Below are 17,158 nucleotides of genomic sequence, written 5' to 3' on the forward strand. Positions count from 1 at the left end.
ATTTACTTAAGCGTTTTTAACTAAGATTGACTCCATAACGTTAGCTGCATCTTCGCACATATCTGTTGCAGTTTCAAGTGCGGCCAATATTTCTTTGTATTTGATAAGGCGGATGGCATCTTTTTCGTACAGGAACAGATCGGCTACGGCGCGGTCAAAAACATAATCGGCCTGGTTTTCAACACTGTTTATCCTGATGCATGAATCGGCTATATTACGTACATTCCTAAGGTCTTTCAGTTCTTTCACTGCTTTTTCCAGATCGATACTGGCCTGCAGGATAAGGTCAGACAGTTTGCGGATATGCTCATTTAAATCATCTATCCTGTAAAGGCTCATGCGGTTTGCCGCGCCTTGTATATAGTCGGCAACGTCATCAATGGCTGTAGCCAGGGCGTGAATATCTTCACGATCAAACGGGGTGATGAAGTTTTTGCCAAGTTCCAGGTAAATCTGGTGGGTATACTCGTCGCCTTTGTTTTCCAGTTTATCAATTTGTTTGTATAGGTCCTCACGGGTTTGAGCGTTATTGGAGTTAACTGCCTCAACCAGTATTGTTGCCATGGCTACAACGTTGGCTGCGGCTTGTTCAAACAGCGGGAAGAATATTTTTTTATCCTTTGGTACAAAATACTGGAATATACTGTTAAGCGACATAATGATTAAAATTGCTGTAAAGGTACGGTTACTATGTTAAATTATTGTTAACTTTTTAACGCAGGTAAATTCGGGAATGGGATAGTTTGCTTTGCCCTCGCCAAAGTAAAACCAAAAGTTGAACCCAATCCTTCGGTGCTGCGCACATTGATGGTTTGCTGGTGTGCTTCAATAATATGCTTCACAATAGCAAGCCCCAGGCCCGAGCCACCAATCTGCCTTGAACGGCTGCTATCTGTACGGAAAAAGCGTTCAAATAATCTTGGAAGAAACTTTTCTTCAATACCTATACCATCATCTGTAACTTCAACCAAAACCTGGTCATGCAGTACAAACAGGCTTACTGAAGTGTTGCCTTCTTCTTTTCCGTACTTAAATGAGTTATCTATCAGGTTTACCAGCACCTGCCTGATTTTTTCCCTGTCGGCATTTACCACGATAGGCTCATCATACTTTTGTTTAAATATAAGTTTGATGTGATACTGCTTGCCTTTGATCTCCAGTGATTCAAAAACTTCTTTGATCAGGTCATTGATCTTGAATTTGGTATAATTGATTGGCATCTCACCAGATTCAAGCTTCGAAATTTCGTCAAGGTCTTTGATTAGATAACTCAGCCGGTCAACGTTTTTTGAAGCTTTTTCCAGAAATTGGCGCGCCATTTCCTTGTCATCAAAGTCATCATCCTGGAGTGCTTCTATGTAGCCTTGTATAGCAAAAAGTGGTGTTTTAAACTCGTGCGAGATATTAGATAAAAAGTCGCGGCGGAATTTTTCCTGCTTGCGTAACTCGTCAATTTCGGTCTTTTTTTGCTTGGCCCATTCTTTTACTTCCTGCTCCACATCGGCAATGGGGTTAGCGCTTACATGTTCGCCAAGTGCATCCCTGAGGTCGCGACCTAATTTCAGGTTGTGGATCAGTTTATAAATTAACTTAATACGTGAGTAAATGTATTTTTCGATGAGGTAGTAAAAAACGAAGTAACTTACACCAAGGGCTACCGAAAAAGTAACCATTACATCGTACCATTTATGTTGGAAATAAAAGTTAACGGCAGATAGCGTAATTGCCACGCCAAGCGAGGTTGTTAAAACCAGTACACGCAAATTCATAGCGTAAAGCTACGATTTATAGATGATTAACTCCCATCTGAATGGCCAGCGCCATGTTAATTTAAAGTTATCAATTTGTGCCTTTTTTAATAAAGCTAACAATTCGTGCTTTTTGAAGCCTCGTTTAACCGAAAGAGGGCCATCGTTTTGCGCCATTGCATTCCTGGTAAAAACATGGGTTATAAACACTATGGCATGATATAAAAGCCAGTGCCGGTGCAGGTCGGTAATGATAATTCCTTTATGTGCCGATGCTTCCATGTTCTGAATAAGCCTCACCCAACGTTCATCATCAAAATGATGGGTGAACAGGCTACAGATAATAATATCCGCCGGCTTTATCAGGTAAGCTTCACCAATAACATCGGCCCGTGTAACACTGATGTTTTTATATGTTGCGCTTTGCTCCCGGGCGTAATTTACGGCAGCAGGCGCAGCGTCAACGCCATTTAGTTTAAGGTGTATTTGCTCACTTTCTGCCCATTTTGCAATTGCTATCAAAGTATCGGCACCGCCACAGCCCCAGTCGCTTATAGTAGCGTAGTTTTCTACCGGAAATTTCTTTAACGAGGCGATAATGCTTTTATGGCCACCAAACAGGGCATTCATTTTCCCCAAGCCTTCAAGCACGGGTTTTATTTCGGCTGATGGCAGATCAAAATCATCCATGATCTCCAGGGTATCCGTACGGTAACTTAAATCGGGCATATATTATAATACGCCTGAACTATGCAAATGGTTGGCCGTGGGTTTTACTTATCAGGTATTGCGCCACTGAAGGCACGCGGCTGAGTGTATTTAAAGTAATGGCGGTCATGTTATCATTGCCGAACAAACGCTGTAATTGCCTGCCAACCCAAAGCCTTTGGGCAAACTGTTTATTCCAGCTTTGGGTATAATCCAGCTCAAGGTTAGCGCGCTTATCAGGGGTAAAACCGCCTGGTTTGTAATGCGCAACTATTTTTTCAGAAAGGATCTTGGCCGAATGGATAGCCATGGTCATACCGTTGCCACAGAGCGGGGCTATCATCCCGGCGGTATCACCGCTCATAAGAATATGGTTGTCAACAGGAGCTTTTTTCTCGAAAGAGATCTCGTTGATCACCTCCGGCTTATCCAGCAGGAACTTAGCGTTGCGAAAAATCTCATCCAGGTAAGGGTTTTTACGGATCACGTTTTCTTCTAATGCTTGCAGCGATCCATATTTACGAAGATCATCGCGATGGGCCATGTAGCACATACAGTACCTGTCGCCATCGGTTTTACTTACGCCGCAATAGCCGTCTTTGTAATTATTGAGTTGGATAAGATCTTGCGGGAAATCCATCTGCAAATGAAATTTAACGGCCAGGTAGGGGCTGCGTTTATAAAAGAATGGTCGTTTAAGTTTTTGATCAAGATTGGAACGTTTGCCGAACGAGCCGATAGCCAATGGTGCAGTCAAAGTTTCGCCGGGAGTTACCAATTCAAATTGTTCGTCAATAAAATGGATGTCTTCCACACGGGTTCCCACTAAAACCTTAACCCCTTCGTTAATGGCTTTCTGATAAAGGTAATTGTCAAAAGTAAACCTGCTTAAACCAAAGCCACCCAAATCAAGTTTTTGCGAAAGTTTGGTGCCGGAAGCCGCTGTTACTTCAAGCCGGTTAATGCGGGCAACGTTGAGTTGATTGAGATCGATATCTAAGGAAGATAAAAAAGGGATCACCTCATTGGAGATGTACTCGCCACAAACGCGGTGCATGGGATAAGTCTTTTTTTCGATGACTGTAACCTGAAGCCCCGCACGGTTAAGCAATATGGCGTTGAACAATCCGGCCAGGCCTCCGCCAATTACAATTACATCGCTCATAACGGCTTAGTGCATTTCAAGTATCATCCCCTCAACCGTTAAACCCGGCCCAAAGGCAAAACTCAGGATCTTTTGATCGATCAGGTTACCTGCTTTCAGCATTTTATCCAACACAAATAAAATAGTGGCCGATGACATATTGCCGTACTCCTGCAAAACCTGGTAGGCAAAAGCGTTGCTTTCTTCAGGTAATTCCAGGGCATCTTCCACCGCTTCTAAAATGGTGCGCCCGCCAGGGTGAACAGCGTAGGCTGTAATGTCATCTTTGTGGGTTTTCGCTTTTTGCAGAAAACGGTCAGTAAGGGCCTTGATGTGTTTTTTGATCTGTTTGGATACTTTAGAGGTAAGCTTCATTTCAAAACCCGTGTTGCCCACATACCATCCCATCTCATTCCGGGCTTCTATCACAAATTCCGAATAGAAATTTTTGAGCGAAAAATAATTACTATTACCTAAGCGGTTGACAGTATTCTCAACAAGTACCGCCGCCGCGCCATCCGAAAATAATGAGTTGGCAACCCAGTTATCCAGCGTATTTACTTTCTGAAAATGCAAGGTGCAAAGTTCTACACTTACCACAAGCACTTTGGCATTGGCATCGGCGCGACAAATATAGTCGGCTACTTTGAGGCCGTTTATTGCTCCATAACAGCCCATAAAATTAATGCAGGTACGCTCGGTATCCCGATTCAATTGAAGCCGGTCGACCAATTCGATATCAATGCCCGGCGCATGCATACCCGTACAGCTTATAGTTACGAGGTGTGTAATGTTACCGGTAATATCATTATCGAAATTTCGGAGGCAGTTTTTAGCAGCGTTTACCGCGATGGCAATAGCCTCCTTCTCGTAAAGTTTTAAGCGCTTTTGAGTGTCGGGGAATGGCTCAAGCCCGGGCGACTGCTCAAAAAAAGTGAAATCTGCCGCATCGCGGTAGCCGAAATCAGGGATCACCGAATAACGGTAATCAATTCCCGAATGATCGTAAATGCCTTTTAACCTTGCCGCGTTAGTTGCATCCAAACCAAAGGCATTAGCCATAAAATGGTAAATATCCTGCTGGGCAATACGATTGGCGGGATTTGCTATCCCGATAGCACTGATGCAACTCTCCATTAAAAATAGTTAAACCTGTTTTATTTGCTGATCTCTGCCTCAACCGAAACATTGGCCTCATTTGATAGGATCAGGTTTTTGCCGCCTATGCCAAAATCTGTCCGCAATATCATGAAGCTTCCTTTCAGCTGAGCAGTATTACCCGTTTCTACGTAAGTAAAAGGTATTTCTATCAACTTTGTTTTATCTCTAATAGTTACGTTAAAATTGCCAGTATAGTTGCTCCCGCTTTTACGTTTAAATGAAACCGACTTCATCGTGATCTTAGGATATTTGGCCACGTCAAAATAATCTTCGCTTTTAAGGTGGTTATCGCGGCTTTCGTTATCGCTGTTCACGGTATTTGAAGCTACGGACGCCTCGATAGAGCTACCTGCCAGGTCATTGGGTTTAAACTTAATATCGGCCTGTAAGCCACTAAAGGTGCCGCCCACATTAAAGCCCAAATTTTTTATCTTAAAGCTGATGTCTGATTTAGTTACCGTTTGCGCGAAGCTTGCAGTCGCCGCGAATATTAAAAGTACTGCTATATAAATTTTCTTCATGATGTTACATTAACGCTATTCCCAAACATAATAATTTATGCGGGACAATTTTTTATTTAAAAGGTTGTAAGTTTATAACGGTACCGGGGCAACTGAAAGTTGCTTTTGAAAGTATTATCAGCAAACGGCAACAATGAAATTTAAGCAATTTATTCCTACCCGGTCGGCATGGGCGCATTTGAGGTTTGTATTTTCTGTTTTTTTGCTTCCGGTGTACCTGTTTGCCTTTAGTCAGGCCGATGCGGTGAAAACATCAACAGCCGTGCTTGTATTTTTTATCTGGCATTTTTTAGCTTTCCCGGCCAGCAATGGTTATAACAGTTATTTTGATAAGGATGAAGATAGTATTGCCCTGTTAGCTAAACCGCCCGAAGTTGATATCAGCTTGTACTATTTCTCTATTTTGCTGGAGGCTGTAGCGTTTCTGCTGGGCTTTATCATTAGCTGGGAGTTTGCCTTTGCTGTACTTATTTATGGCATTATGTCAAAGCTGTACAGTCACCCGGCTACGCGCCTGAAAAAGTATCCCATCATTAGCTTTTTAACGGTGTTTATTTTTCAGGGATGTTTTATATACTATACCACTTACACGGCCCTTACCGGTACAAGCCTGTTTAGTCATTGGGATTTAGGATTGATTATTCCCGGAGCCATCAGTTCCTGCCTCATCGGGGCGTCCTATCCTTTAACCCAGGTTTATCAGCACGAGGAAGACAGCAGGCGGGGCGATAAAACGCTCAGCATAGTTTTAGGTTATAAAGGCTCTTTTGTTTTTTCGGGGGTATTATTCGCGATGGGGATAGGCTTGTCTTACTACTATTGGCAATTAGCCGGGATGATGCTTAACTTTTATTTTTTCCTGGTATGCGCCGCGCCGATATTCATTTTCTTCAACTACTGGTTTTATAAGGTAGGCAAGTCGACCGCTAATGCAAGCTTTAAAAATGCCATGCGGATGAACTTTATTAGTTCGGGTTGTATGCTGATTTATTTTGGAGTGCTGGCGGTTTTTAGTTGAGAAAGGAGAAATGATACCGTGATTTTGTCGTTCTGAGTGAGAGAAAATTGGGGTCTGTGAACGTGAAATGACATTAAATGTGTGGAGTCACCATGACATCCGTTTTTAATCCCCCCTCTTCCCTAACAAACAAAGCATCTATATAGAATGAAGAAGATGCTTCGTTCCTAAGCATAACAAAAGCCTAAAGCGGCCTGAACAATGGGCGGCTGATCAGCGGCGAAAATGACCATGGGATTGAACTTAGTATCACCAACAAGGCAATGGTTAACCAGATAGCCAGGGTTTTAAATTTCTCCGGATCAGTTGTTTTTCGTTTTGCTTTGGCTGATGCAATGGTGATCAGCGTAATCCCTATAAGCATCATGGTGGTGTGCTCCATGCCAAAAAACCTGATCTGCCGGTTGTGTACTGCCTCTTTAAAATTGCTCAAAAAATAGCTTACCACCGGACTGATAAAATACAGCCAGATCCCCACAACCAATTGAATGTGTGCGACAGTTGCCACGATGATACGGGCGCAATTATCTAATTTTGAATACGTTTTATTACCCAGCCATCCGGCATAAGCGCGATACAGGGCAAAAAGCAGGCTGGCCAAAACAAACCAGCGGACAAGGGAGTGAAGTGCTAAAATAAAGGCGTACATATATTATAGTATGACGACCGGCAAAGAAAAAGATTTTACAGGAAATAAAATTATTTTGATGCCTAATAGTATCTGACCACGAACCAATCATACCAGGCTTTTATATCATCCCTGATCTGATCACTGCTCGCACAAATTTGCCCCGCGACATAATTTTTGCAGCGTTGTTGATTATTTTTGTTTACAGTTAAATACCCACAAAACCTTTTATGATCATCCAAAATAATGGGCGGATATTTAGCATTTTCATTAAAAGGAGAATATTGACTGCTGGCGCTGCCATATTTTCCAAGCTCATTCCAAATAGCCTTGGGCATGTGCCTTGAGCCATAGTCGCCGAATGTGCACCAGATAGATTTCAACTGGTCATCACCGCAGGTTAAGCAACCCAAATATTGATCGTGATTTTTACCTCCATAAATATGGAACTGTTCCTCGTGGTATTGTTTTATCGATCCGGAGAAAATCAATATCAATGAAAATACAATTAATTTCATATCGGATCTATCTTATATAAATAACACCCGGTTTATCAGTAGGCCGCTTTACCTGTAAAAGCCCTTTACGATTTGCAGGGCTTAATGTCCATACGTTTATAGTTGCACCGGCTTCTGCCTTATTAAATTTATTTGAGATCACATCTATACCCAAAATAGAATCTGTGGCTATTAACATGTTTTCATCATCAATAAAAAACCCGTCAACGGCATATTTAACCGGCCCTTTCATATTGAGCCATTGTCCAATTGCTTTAAATGATTTGGTTTCTATTTTGATGTCTGCTTTTAGATTGACCTTTACCAGTCCATACTTATTGAGGTTTTTGAAATTATCAGGGATCCGGGCATTATCTTTTAATACTTCTATTCCCATTATGGTATTTGGATCAATTGAATTTAAATTAGAAATAATGTTGTTATTGACAATATATGTAGGTGTGTTTTCCTTTGCATCAGGTAAATGATGATAAATAGAATCCGGCGCATTATCTGCATAAAAGCTTTTTACGGCATGAACACTATCAGATTGCGCCATCGCAATTGATATACTGAAAACAGCAATTAATACCGTAATAAGTTTTTTCATAGTTGATAATTTATGGATAAGATGCAGGCGCGATGTTAATTTCCATAAATTATTTTATAAAAAGCAATTTGATATTTTAGTGCCCTAAACCCGGCCTTAAACATGAATAAAATCCAAGTCCTTTTACTTTGCTTTGTCTTATTTTTTGTTGCATTATTTAGCTATATGTATTACGAAGCTTCGAGATTCGACGATAACCAGATCAGCGCTTATACCCACGCTAATCACTATAAAATAAAATCGGTCAGAAACGATCATTATCAATGGTACGCTCATATTACGGTCGATAAAAGCGAGGGAGAGCGAATCTTTAAATTATATCCATTCGGCCATAAATATTATTCACAGCTAACAACCTTTATCCAAAACAAAGCAAACTCCTGGTATTACCGAATCCCTAAAAAAGGAGATTTATATGCTGTAATCGCGCTAAGTACCGATAAACAATCTGTCGAGATCTATGAGTTAATGGGCGACTAAATGTTTCTTACGACGGATTAGTAATCCACCAGGTATTCCCAAACGAATCTTTTACACCAGCGCTTCTACCGTATGACTGATCGGCCGGGGGTATAATACTTTCCGCACCATTGTCGAGTGCTTTCTGGTAGGTTTCGTCGCAGCTTTCAACGTATACAAACATACCGGCGTTTTGCTGATGATAGGTTTCGGTAGCATCGGCAAACATAATGGTGCTGCCATTAATGTTCACCTCGGCGTGCATAATGGTATGCTCATCGCGCATGGTTTTAAACTGCTCCGTCGCGCCGAAAACTTTTTGGGTAAAGGCTATAAATTGGGCGGCGTTTTTAACGATGAGGTAAGGCATTATAGCCTGGTAATTTTCGGGAATGTTTATTGTTGCCATAGCTTGTTGGTTTTTTATTCAAAATTAGGCCTCTCCCAATTCTTAAAATTGTAAAAACCGGACATTATGTATTCCGGTATTCTGTTCCTTCAGCTTTTCCCGAAAAGTAAAAGCTCGGATGATAGCCCGTAAACTCTTTTACATCATGAATAAAGTGCGACTGATCATAATACCCGCATTCCATAGCTATCTGGGTTAGCGTTTTATTGGTATTGTATTGCCGCAACGCGTCCTGCAGCCGAACCAGCCGCATATAAGTTTTTGGGTTAAAACCTGCGTACTCCTTAAACTTACGGTCAAATTGCCTTGCCGATAGATTATAAGCGCCCGCCAATTGGGTAACTGTTCTATACTGTTTATTGTGAATTACATCCCTGATCGCAGTAGCCATGCGATCATCTTTTAACATATTTTGACGTAATCGGGCTATTAAAAATTCGGATAGAATTTCTGCACGCTTATAGTTATCGGCAGCCAGCACAACCCGCTCCTCCAGTTCCGTGCCTGGCTTGTTTAAAAAAGTATCAAAATCAAAAGCGAGGTTACTGGTTTGGCTGCTTGGGATATTAAAGAAGCATGGCACCGCGAAAGGATAAATATATGCGCCGAAAATGCCAAAGCTTTCTTTTGTAATAAAACGCCGGTATTGTGTGGTTTGAAACTGGATTCCCGACGGGCCCGCATTTTCGCCGTTTTTATTCTCCAACTCATCAAACATGGAACGATAATGAAACACCATTTCGGTACAGCCATCGGCCACGGAGCGGTAAATATATGACGGCTCATCAGCGCCCAGCTCATGCTCAAGCACCCAGTAAAACCTTACATAAGGTTTAAGCTCGGCCGGTGGCTGAATAGTGAAATAGCGCATCGTTTGATTTGGGATTGCGGATGTTCGATTTCGGATTTAGATAAAGTTAAGACTTTATTTTTAGACGTCGTCATAAAAGCTTAAAAGACAAAAGCGTCATTGCGAGGCACGAAGCAATCCCACACTATACAGGGCGGACCTGCTAATAGGGGATTGCTTCGTGCCTCGCAATGACGCTTATTAATATTATTGCCTGTTCTTACAAGCCTTTACCTATCGCTTCATACACCACATCCTGAATCCTTGGCCTGATGTTAAGGCTCAGCAATTTGCTGGCTACCGATGGGTTTACACGGTTTGACAGGAATACATAAACCAGGTTGTATTTCGGATCTACCCAAATACACGTACCGGTGAAGCCCGTATGACCATAAGCCTGATCTGACGCCAGTTTTGATGGGTAATGCCTTTCGGCTATCGGGTCCCAGCGGTCAAAGCCCAAACCACGGCGGCTTACCGGCGATTGCTTGGAGGTAAATAGGTCAACCACTTCCGGTTTAAAATATTGTGTACCGCCATAGCTGCCACGGTTTAAAACCATTTGATAGAGTATAGCCACATCATTAGCGCTGCCAAATAAACCGGCATGCCCGGCAACTCCACCTAAAAGCGCGGCTGTTGGATCATGCACATAACCATCAAGCAGCGACATGCGGTATTCCTTGTCATTTTCGGTAGGCACTATCCTATCCGGAGAAAACCGGTATAGCGGCAAAAAACCTGCAGTTTGCATCCCCAGCGGGTTATAAAAATGCTGCTGTACATACACGTTGATTGGCACAGCGGTAATATTTTCGACTACCTCCTGCATAAACAGCATGCTCACATCGCTGTACACATATTGTCCGCGCGTTTTTAGCGGCGAGCTCAGCATCTCAGGAAACATTACATCTTTGTAATAATCTTTCCTTAAATAATAATGATCTGATACTTTGGTAGGATAAGCAGCAGATGAGTCAGTACTATGATCAGTAGGTTTTACTTTTTCAAACGATTTGATATCCGGGATCAAACCCGCCTGATGCATCATTACTTCGCGGATCTGGATATCATTCTTATTGCTTTTACGAGCCAGCGGAATATAATCGCCAAGGGTTTTCTCCAGGCTTAACTTACCCTGATCGGTAAGCTGCATAACTTCCATAGTAGTGGCCGATACCTTGGTCATGGAGGCCAGATCAAAAATATCGGTAAGTTTATCGGGGATTACATTATCATAGGTATGATACCCGTAGGCTTTGTTAAATATTACCTTGCCATCTTTGGCAACCAGTACAACACAGCCTGGAGTAGCATGTTCGCGGATAGCCTCCTGCGCGATATTGTCAATGCCCTGCAGATTGGCGGCATTAATACCGGCCTCTTCCGGCACGGTGTATTGCAGCCTTGTTTTGTCGGTAATAAAACCCATGCCCGTTTTATAAACAGAGCTGTAATTTTTGGTTAGCTTTTGCGATACGCCTATCCCTCCAAAAATAGCCTCGGCGCTATACATGGCCGATACCTGCGATACCCGCTCCGTCCAAATTACCGGGGCGGTAACAGCATCAAGCTTGCCCAAAACAGCGCCATTACCAAAAGCGGCAACAATTACATTTTTATTTTTTTGATTAGAACTGATAAAATCTATCAGATCCGGGTTGCTCAGATCAGCGTCATTTACCTGCACTATAATGGTATTATAAAACTTCAGGTCGGATGTCAGATTGGCCAGCGTTTTATTGCCCGAATAAGTGTTACCGTCAAACAGATCAACCTTGCTGTATTTATTTAAAAGGCTGTCAAAAACAGCAGTATACTGATTACTGAAATGCACACTGGCTATCTTTAAATCCTCCAGTTTTTGAAGGGGAATTAAATAGGATGCATTATTAAGCAGTACGGTTGAGTTACCAACCAATCTTTCTTCGGCAATGAAGGCCTGCCCTGTTAATGGCGGATTTTGCGCGCAAGCGTTATTAAATAATGCAAAGCCCAGTAGTACTAAAGGAACACGGGCCCATTTATTTTTTATCATATACTTTAACTCCGTTTATATAGGTTTTTGTCACTTTGGTTGTCGGGATCTCGCTGCCTTTTACTTTCATGATGTCTTTATTCAAAATCACAAAGTCGGCATACTTGCCGGGTTCAATGCTGCCTTTTTCCTTTTCTTCAAAATTGGCTTTGGCTGCCCAAATGGTCATGCCTTTTAAGGCTTCAATCCGGCTCAATGCATTTTCAGATTGGAAGCCACCTTCAGGAAAGCCCTTCAAATCTTTACGTTCAACCGCTGCATAAAACGTATAAAGCGGGTTAATGTTCTCAACCGGAAAATCGGTACCCAACGGAATCCAGCCGTTTTGCTTCAGCAATTGTTTATAAGCATAAGCGGTTTTAAGCCTTTCGTTACCTAATCTTTTTCCGGCCCAATACATATCAGATGTAGCGTGCGTAGGCTGTACCGATGGTATTACGCTGTATTCACCAAACTTATCAATATCCTGCGGGGATACAATTTGCGAGTGTTCAATCCTCCACCTCAAATCATTTTTACCTTTTAGGTTAGCAGCATAAATTTTAAGCATCACACGCACGGCCGAGTCGCCAATAGCATGTGTACACATCTGGAAACCATGGGCTGCTATTTTGGGCGCTATTTCTTCAAAATGTTTAGGATTGCTCAATAAAAAGCCATTCCATTTGGCCGAGTCGGCGTAAGGTTTCAGCAGGCAAGCCCCTCTCGAACCCAGCGCGCCATCCGCATAAACTTTAAAAGCCCTCACATTTAAACGAGGTGTTTTGATTATACCATGCTTAAAAAGATAATCGTAATTTTCCTGCCTGTCGGCCAGCATCACATACATGCGCATTTTCAAATCGCCTTTATGCTGTAGTTCGTTAATGGTATTTACCATGGTATAGGGTAACCCGCAATCATCAACCGTGGTTAAGCCAACAGTAAAACAATTGCTTTGTGCCGAAAGCAGGGCGGTATCAACCATAGCCGGCGTAGGTTCCGGAATTTTACGGGTAACTATGCCTACCGCGTTATCAACCAGTATGCCGGTAAGCTTCCCGTTATTGGTTTCTATCTCTCCACCGTTAATGGTTTGTCCGGGTTTAACGCCGGCAATATTTAGCGCCGCCTGGTTAGCTATAGCAGCATGACCGTCAACACGACTAAGTATTACCGGGCGCACCGGGAACAATGAGTCCAGCTTTGCCTTATCCGGAAAATGTTTGTTTGTCCAATCGTTTTGATCCCAGCCATTACCAATGATCCAGCCATCGGTATTGCGCTCGGAATATGTTTTTACCGAGTCGATAATTTCGGGCCAGCTATGTGTACCTACCAGGTTTACCTCCTGCAGGCCCATCCCATATTCATAAAAATGGGCATGAGCGTCGATGAAACCAGGATAAACAGCCGCGCCTTGGGCATCGACCACTTCGCGGGCATTGTATTTTTGTTCAAGAGAATCGGCATTGCCTACTGCAAGTATTTTTCCTCCACTTACTACAAATGCGCTTGCTGTTGTAAAATTACTGTCAACGGTATAAACAACCGCGTTTTTCACCAGCATATCGGCATTGTATTCCTTCTGTTTGCAGGCTGCTGCCAGTAATAGCAGCGCGGGCAATAGTCTCTTCATAAAGTGATTGTATGTTTATTGTAATTGTAACAAACCGCAAAAGTATATACAACTATCCAATGATAAAGTTATGCCATCAAATATTTAATTTAGCATCGAAATAGAAATTGAAGGGAATTTTTTTTAGATGTCAGATATTATACAGCTTTTACCGGATGCCGTTGCCAACCAGATTGCCGCGGGCGAAGTAGTTCAGCGACCGGCCTCTGCAGTAAAAGAATTGGTTGAAAACGCTATTGATGCAGGTGCAGATAAGATCCAGCTTATTATTAAGGATGCCGGTAAATCACTGATACAGGTTATTGATAATGGCTGCGGCATGAGCCTTACTGATGCCCGCATGTGCTTTGAGCGCCATGCAACCTCAAAAATACGCAAGGCCGATGATCTGTTTGCCATCCGTACCATGGGTTTCAGGGGCGAGGCTATGGCATCAATCGCGGCTATTGCCCAGGTTGAGCTTAAAACCCGCCGCCATGAAGATGAACTGGGCAGTTGTATAACTATCGAAGGTTCGGATGTAATTAGTCAGGAACCTTGTGCAGCTAATACAGGCACATCCATCTCCGTTAAAAACCTGTTTTATAATACGCCTGCACGCCGTAACTTTTTAAAAAGTAACCCGGTGGAGATGCGTCATATTATTGACGAGTTTCAGCGTGTGGCCCTGGCGCACCCGCAAATATTTTTCACGCTTCACCATGATAGCCAGGAGGTTTATCACCTGCCGGGCAGCACGCTTAAACAGCGTATTGTACACCTGTTTGGTAATAACTATAACCAACGGCTTGTACCGGTTGAAGAGGATACAACCATTATCAAGCTTCGCGGCTTTGTAGGCAAACCCGAATTTGCCCGTAAAACCCGGGGCGAGCAATTCTTTTTTGTTAATAACCGCTTCATTCGCGACTCATACCTCAATCACGCCGTAACGACAGCATTTGAGGAATTATTGCCGGATGATTGCTTCCCATTTTATGTGCTGTTCATCGATATCGATCCTTCCAAGATCGACATCAACGTGCACCCCACTAAAACGGAGATCAAATACCAGGACGAGAAAGCTATTTACGCCATTATCCGTTCGGCAGTAAAACGGTCGTTAGGAAGATATAACATTACTCCAAGTTTGGATTTCGATCAGGAAAACAGCATCGAGCACCTGATCACCCCAAAACCATTGGAGGAGATCATCGCGCCTACTATTTCCTTCAATCCAAATTTTAACCCCTTTGCCGATAAGGAAGAAAAGCCCACCAAACAGGAGCATCCCTTTTTAAGGGACAGCGGAGGATACAAAAGAGATCCGATTCCTCAAAACTGGGATACACTTTATGAGATCAGCAAAAAGGAAACACTTTTTCAGCATGAGATCCATGAGGAAAAAACCATAGCTGTTGATGAACAGGATGTAAGTAAGCCCAGCGAACGGCAACTGTTCCAGATCCATAACCGGTTTATCCTGTCGCAAATTAAATCGGGCTTTATGCTCATTAATCAGCAAGCCGCTCATGAGCGTATTTTGTACGAACGTTTTTTGTTGCAATTACAAAACCATTCGGGCGTAAGCCAGCAAAGTTTATTTCCACAGTCGGTAACACTAAACGGTGCCGATTTTGAGTTATTGAAAGAACTTTTGCCGGATATCAGGGCTTTGGGTTTTGACATCCGCGAGTTTGGTAAAAATACCGTAGTGGTTGAGGGGATCCCTGCCGAACTGAACAATGTTGGTGAGCTTGAACTTTTAGAACATTTGCTTGAAGGTTTTAAAAACAATTTGGCTATTCTTAAATTAGATAAACGTGATAACCTTGCCCGTTCACTGGCCCGTAACGGCGCTATTAAAACAGGTACCAGGCTATCACTGGAGGAAATGAACCAGCTTATCGACCAGCTTTTTGCCTGTGAATCGCCCAACCAGGCGTTGAATGGTAAGCCTGTAATCAGTACCTTTACTATGAACGAATTAATTGAACGATTTGAAAAATAGCCCTTGGCTAAATATATATGAACGGATACAATAGATCTCCTTTTGCTAACCTGACACCTGTTGTTAAAAACCTGCTGATAATAAACATTATTTGTTTTATACCGGTTTTAATGTTTGATAAAGGGCCCAACGGCCCAAATCCGGTAGCCGACAACTTTGGTCTGTTCTATTTCAACGCGCCTAATTTCAGATTATGGGCAATAATAACCTACATGTTCATTCATGGAGGTTTCGCACACATATTTTTTAACATGTTTGCATTATTTTCTTTCGGACCGATAGTTGAATATCAAATGGGTTCGAAAAAATTCTTCAACTTTTATTTTATATGCGGCATAGGAGCTATAGCCTTCCAAATGCTGGTACAGGCCTATGAAGTACACGCCATAACCGGTGCCTTTACCATTGACCACCCTAAACTTGATCAATCATACCTGGCTTTCGGCCAAAAAGCACAGGAACTATATAATATATACCACACTTCAATTGTAGGCGCCTCTGGTGCTATATTTGGATTATTAATAGCATTCGGTATGCTTTTTCCCGACATGGAATTAATGATCATGTTTATACCGGTACCCATAAAAGCAAAGTATATAATTCCAGTATATGTTGTATTAGAATTATATCTTGGTTTCCAACAATTTGCCGGTGATTCAGTAGCTCATTTTGCGCATATCGGGGGAGCGATATTAGGTTATGTTATGGTTAAAATATGGCGACTACAACGACCGAACAATTTTTATTAATAACAGTAGTTATCTTTGTAATACAGCTTTATTATGAGCACCCTTTGGCAAAATATCCAGTATAAAATGCTTCGCTCCGGCAACAGGCTTAACCTGCTTATTGGCATTAATGTTATAGTTTACCTGGCTATCAATATTCCCGCGGTATTAGAGCAGTTATTCAGAGGTTTTGGCAATAGCTCAATATATTTATTCGCCGATAAATACCTAAAGCTTTCGGCATATTTGCCTAATATACTTGTCCATTTCTGGACGCCCGTTACCTACATGTTCATGCATGCAAGCATTTTCCACATCCTGTTTAATATGCTATGGCTGTACTGGATGGGGCAAATTTTTGAAGAGTATCTCGGCAACAAACGCACCATAGGTTTATATTTAATGGGCGGCCTGGCTGGCGCGCTGTTCTATGTAGCGGCTTTAAACCTGCTGCCTGCTTTTACAAGTTTAAATGCGGCGCAGGGTAGTTCAATTGTAGGTGCATCGGCAGGTGTTATGGCGATAGTGGTTGCTACGGCAACCTTACTGCCCAATTACACCATTTCCTTGATGTTCATTGGGCCTGTAAAGCTTAAATGGCTGGTGGTGTTTTATCTTGTATTTGATTTCCTGAGCATTATAGGGCCAAATGCAGGCGGCGAAATCGCACACCTTGGTGGGGCTTTAATTGGATTTGTGTATATTAAGCAACTGCAAAAAGGGCATGATTGGGTAGGCGGAATAGCCAAATTATTTAAGCCCAAACCCAAGCTAAAGGTAGTGTCAAATAATATGGGTAAAAACGCGTCTGATTATCCCCGTCAGGAAGAAATCGACCGTATTTTAGATAAAATATCGCAATCGGGATACAATAGCTTAAGTAAACAGGAACGGGAAATTTTATCGCGTGCAAGCAAACAGGACTAAATGATTAAAAAAAAGCAAAGTATTTTTAGCAGGGTTTTATTATGGATAAACCTGTTTTTTTGTTTTGCACTACTATTAAGTTATTTTGCCCCCTCTGTTGATCC

At 42.3% G+C, this 17,158-nt stretch carries 18 protein-coding genes; 5 read left to right on the forward strand and 13 right to left on the reverse strand.

What is annotated here, in order from left to right; genetic code table 11:
- Positions 1 to 6: 6 nt before the first annotated feature.
- The 6 genes from EAH55_RS04860 to EAH55_RS04885 are packed head-to-tail and all read right to left on the reverse strand — an operon-like array spanning position 7 to position 5,282.
- Entirely contained in the window at positions 7 to 657 is a 651-nt protein-coding gene (locus EAH55_RS04860; protein WP_091209670.1) for a DUF47 domain-containing protein, read from the reverse strand.
- A gap of 47 nt (positions 658 to 704) precedes the next feature.
- On the reverse strand, positions 705 to 1,769 hold the full coding sequence (locus EAH55_RS04865) for a sensor histidine kinase (protein WP_114939877.1): 1,065 nt from the start codon (positions 1,767 to 1,769) through the stop codon (positions 705 to 707).
- A 9-nt stretch (positions 1,770 to 1,778) separates the two neighbouring features.
- Entirely contained in the window at positions 1,779 to 2,477 is a 699-nt protein-coding gene (locus EAH55_RS04870; RefSeq protein ID WP_121808677.1) for a methyltransferase domain-containing protein, read from the reverse strand.
- Between the two features lie 19 nt (positions 2,478 to 2,496).
- Positions 2,497 to 3,621 carry an NAD(P)/FAD-dependent oxidoreductase gene (locus tag EAH55_RS04875; protein ID WP_121808678.1) on the reverse strand — a complete coding sequence of 375 codons (1,125 nt, stop codon included), beginning with the start codon at positions 3,619 to 3,621 and terminating at the stop codon, positions 2,497 to 2,499.
- 6 nt (positions 3,622 to 3,627) lie between these two features.
- Entirely contained in the window at positions 3,628 to 4,737 is a 1,110-nt protein-coding gene (locus EAH55_RS04880; RefSeq protein WP_121808679.1) for a type III polyketide synthase, read from the reverse strand.
- A 20-nt stretch (positions 4,738 to 4,757) separates the two neighbouring features.
- A complete protein-coding gene (locus tag EAH55_RS04885; RefSeq protein WP_121808680.1) occupies positions 4,758 to 5,282 on the reverse strand; it encodes a YceI family protein in 525 nt (174 codons plus the stop codon).
- Positions 5,283 to 5,415: 133 nt separating this feature from the next.
- Between EAH55_RS04885 and EAH55_RS04890 the strand changes: the two genes are divergently transcribed.
- Entirely contained in the window at positions 5,416 to 6,300 is an 885-nt protein-coding gene (locus EAH55_RS04890; RefSeq protein WP_121808681.1) for a UbiA family prenyltransferase, read from the forward strand.
- A 184-nt stretch (positions 6,301 to 6,484) separates the two neighbouring features.
- Here the strand turns inward: EAH55_RS04890 and EAH55_RS04895 are convergent, their stop codons facing one another.
- The 3 genes from EAH55_RS04895 to EAH55_RS04905 form a co-directional block, all read right to left on the reverse strand.
- Complete coding sequence (locus EAH55_RS04895; protein ID WP_121808682.1) at positions 6,485 to 6,949, reverse strand: hypothetical protein; 465 nt, start codon at positions 6,947 to 6,949, stop codon at positions 6,485 to 6,487.
- Between the two features lie 62 nt (positions 6,950 to 7,011).
- Positions 7,012 to 7,446 carry a hypothetical protein gene (locus EAH55_RS04900; RefSeq protein ID WP_121808683.1) on the reverse strand — a complete coding sequence of 145 codons (435 nt, stop codon included), beginning with the start codon at positions 7,444 to 7,446 and terminating at the stop codon, positions 7,012 to 7,014.
- A 7-nt stretch (positions 7,447 to 7,453) separates the two neighbouring features.
- Positions 7,454 to 8,035 (reverse strand): hypothetical protein, encoded by a 582-nt coding sequence (locus EAH55_RS04905; RefSeq protein WP_121808684.1) that lies wholly within the window; start codon positions 8,033 to 8,035, stop codon positions 7,454 to 7,456.
- Positions 8,036 to 8,200: 165 nt separating this feature from the next.
- On the opposite strand from EAH55_RS04905, the gene EAH55_RS04910 reads away from it, so the two are divergent.
- Complete coding sequence (locus EAH55_RS04910) at positions 8,201 to 8,515, forward strand: hypothetical protein (protein ID WP_162996746.1); 315 nt, start codon at positions 8,201 to 8,203, stop codon at positions 8,513 to 8,515.
- Positions 8,516 to 8,522: 7 nt separating this feature from the next.
- On the opposite strand, the gene EAH55_RS04915 is transcribed toward EAH55_RS04910, so the two are convergent.
- From EAH55_RS04915 to EAH55_RS04930, 4 genes are all read right to left on the reverse strand, one after another.
- Entirely contained in the window at positions 8,523 to 8,903 is a 381-nt protein-coding gene (locus tag EAH55_RS04915; protein ID WP_208644789.1) for a VOC family protein, read from the reverse strand.
- Between the two features lie 64 nt (positions 8,904 to 8,967).
- The gene (locus EAH55_RS04920; RefSeq protein WP_121808686.1) at positions 8,968 to 9,774 is read right to left on the reverse strand and encodes a helix-turn-helix transcriptional regulator; all 807 of its coding nucleotides are present in this window, start codon (positions 9,772 to 9,774) and stop codon (positions 8,968 to 8,970) included.
- 199 nt (positions 9,775 to 9,973) lie between these two features.
- A complete protein-coding gene (locus EAH55_RS04925; RefSeq protein ID WP_121808687.1) occupies positions 9,974 to 11,791 on the reverse strand; it encodes a serine hydrolase domain-containing protein in 1,818 nt (605 codons plus the stop codon).
- A complete protein-coding gene (locus EAH55_RS04930; protein WP_121808688.1) occupies positions 11,778 to 13,409 on the reverse strand; it encodes an amidohydrolase in 1,632 nt (543 codons plus the stop codon). Before EAH55_RS04930 ends, EAH55_RS04925 begins: the two co-directional genes overlap by 14 nt.
- 127 nt (positions 13,410 to 13,536) lie before the next feature.
- Here EAH55_RS04930 and mutL point away from each other — a divergent pair, with 127 nt between their 5' ends.
- The 3 genes from mutL to EAH55_RS04945 all read left to right on the forward strand — a co-directional run bounded on the left by mutL (position 13,537) and on the right by EAH55_RS04945 (position 17,054).
- Entirely contained in the window at positions 13,537 to 15,399 is a 1,863-nt protein-coding gene (mutL, locus tag EAH55_RS04935) for a DNA mismatch repair endonuclease MutL (protein ID WP_121808689.1), read from the forward strand.
- A gap of 110 nt (positions 15,400 to 15,509) precedes the next feature.
- On the forward strand, positions 15,510 to 16,148 hold the full coding sequence (locus EAH55_RS04940; RefSeq protein WP_244228092.1) for a rhomboid family intramembrane serine protease: 639 nt from the start codon (positions 15,510 to 15,512) through the stop codon (positions 16,146 to 16,148).
- Between the two features lie 33 nt (positions 16,149 to 16,181).
- Positions 16,182 to 17,054, forward strand: a complete 873-nt coding sequence (locus EAH55_RS04945) for a rhomboid family protein (protein WP_121808691.1) — start codon at positions 16,182 to 16,184, stop codon at positions 17,052 to 17,054.
- Positions 17,055 to 17,158 lie beyond the last annotated feature (104 nt).

This window comes from Mucilaginibacter kameinonensis, assembly GCF_003675385.1.
Taxonomy (GTDB): domain Bacteria; phylum Bacteroidota; class Bacteroidia; order Sphingobacteriales; family Sphingobacteriaceae; genus Mucilaginibacter; species Mucilaginibacter kameinonensis.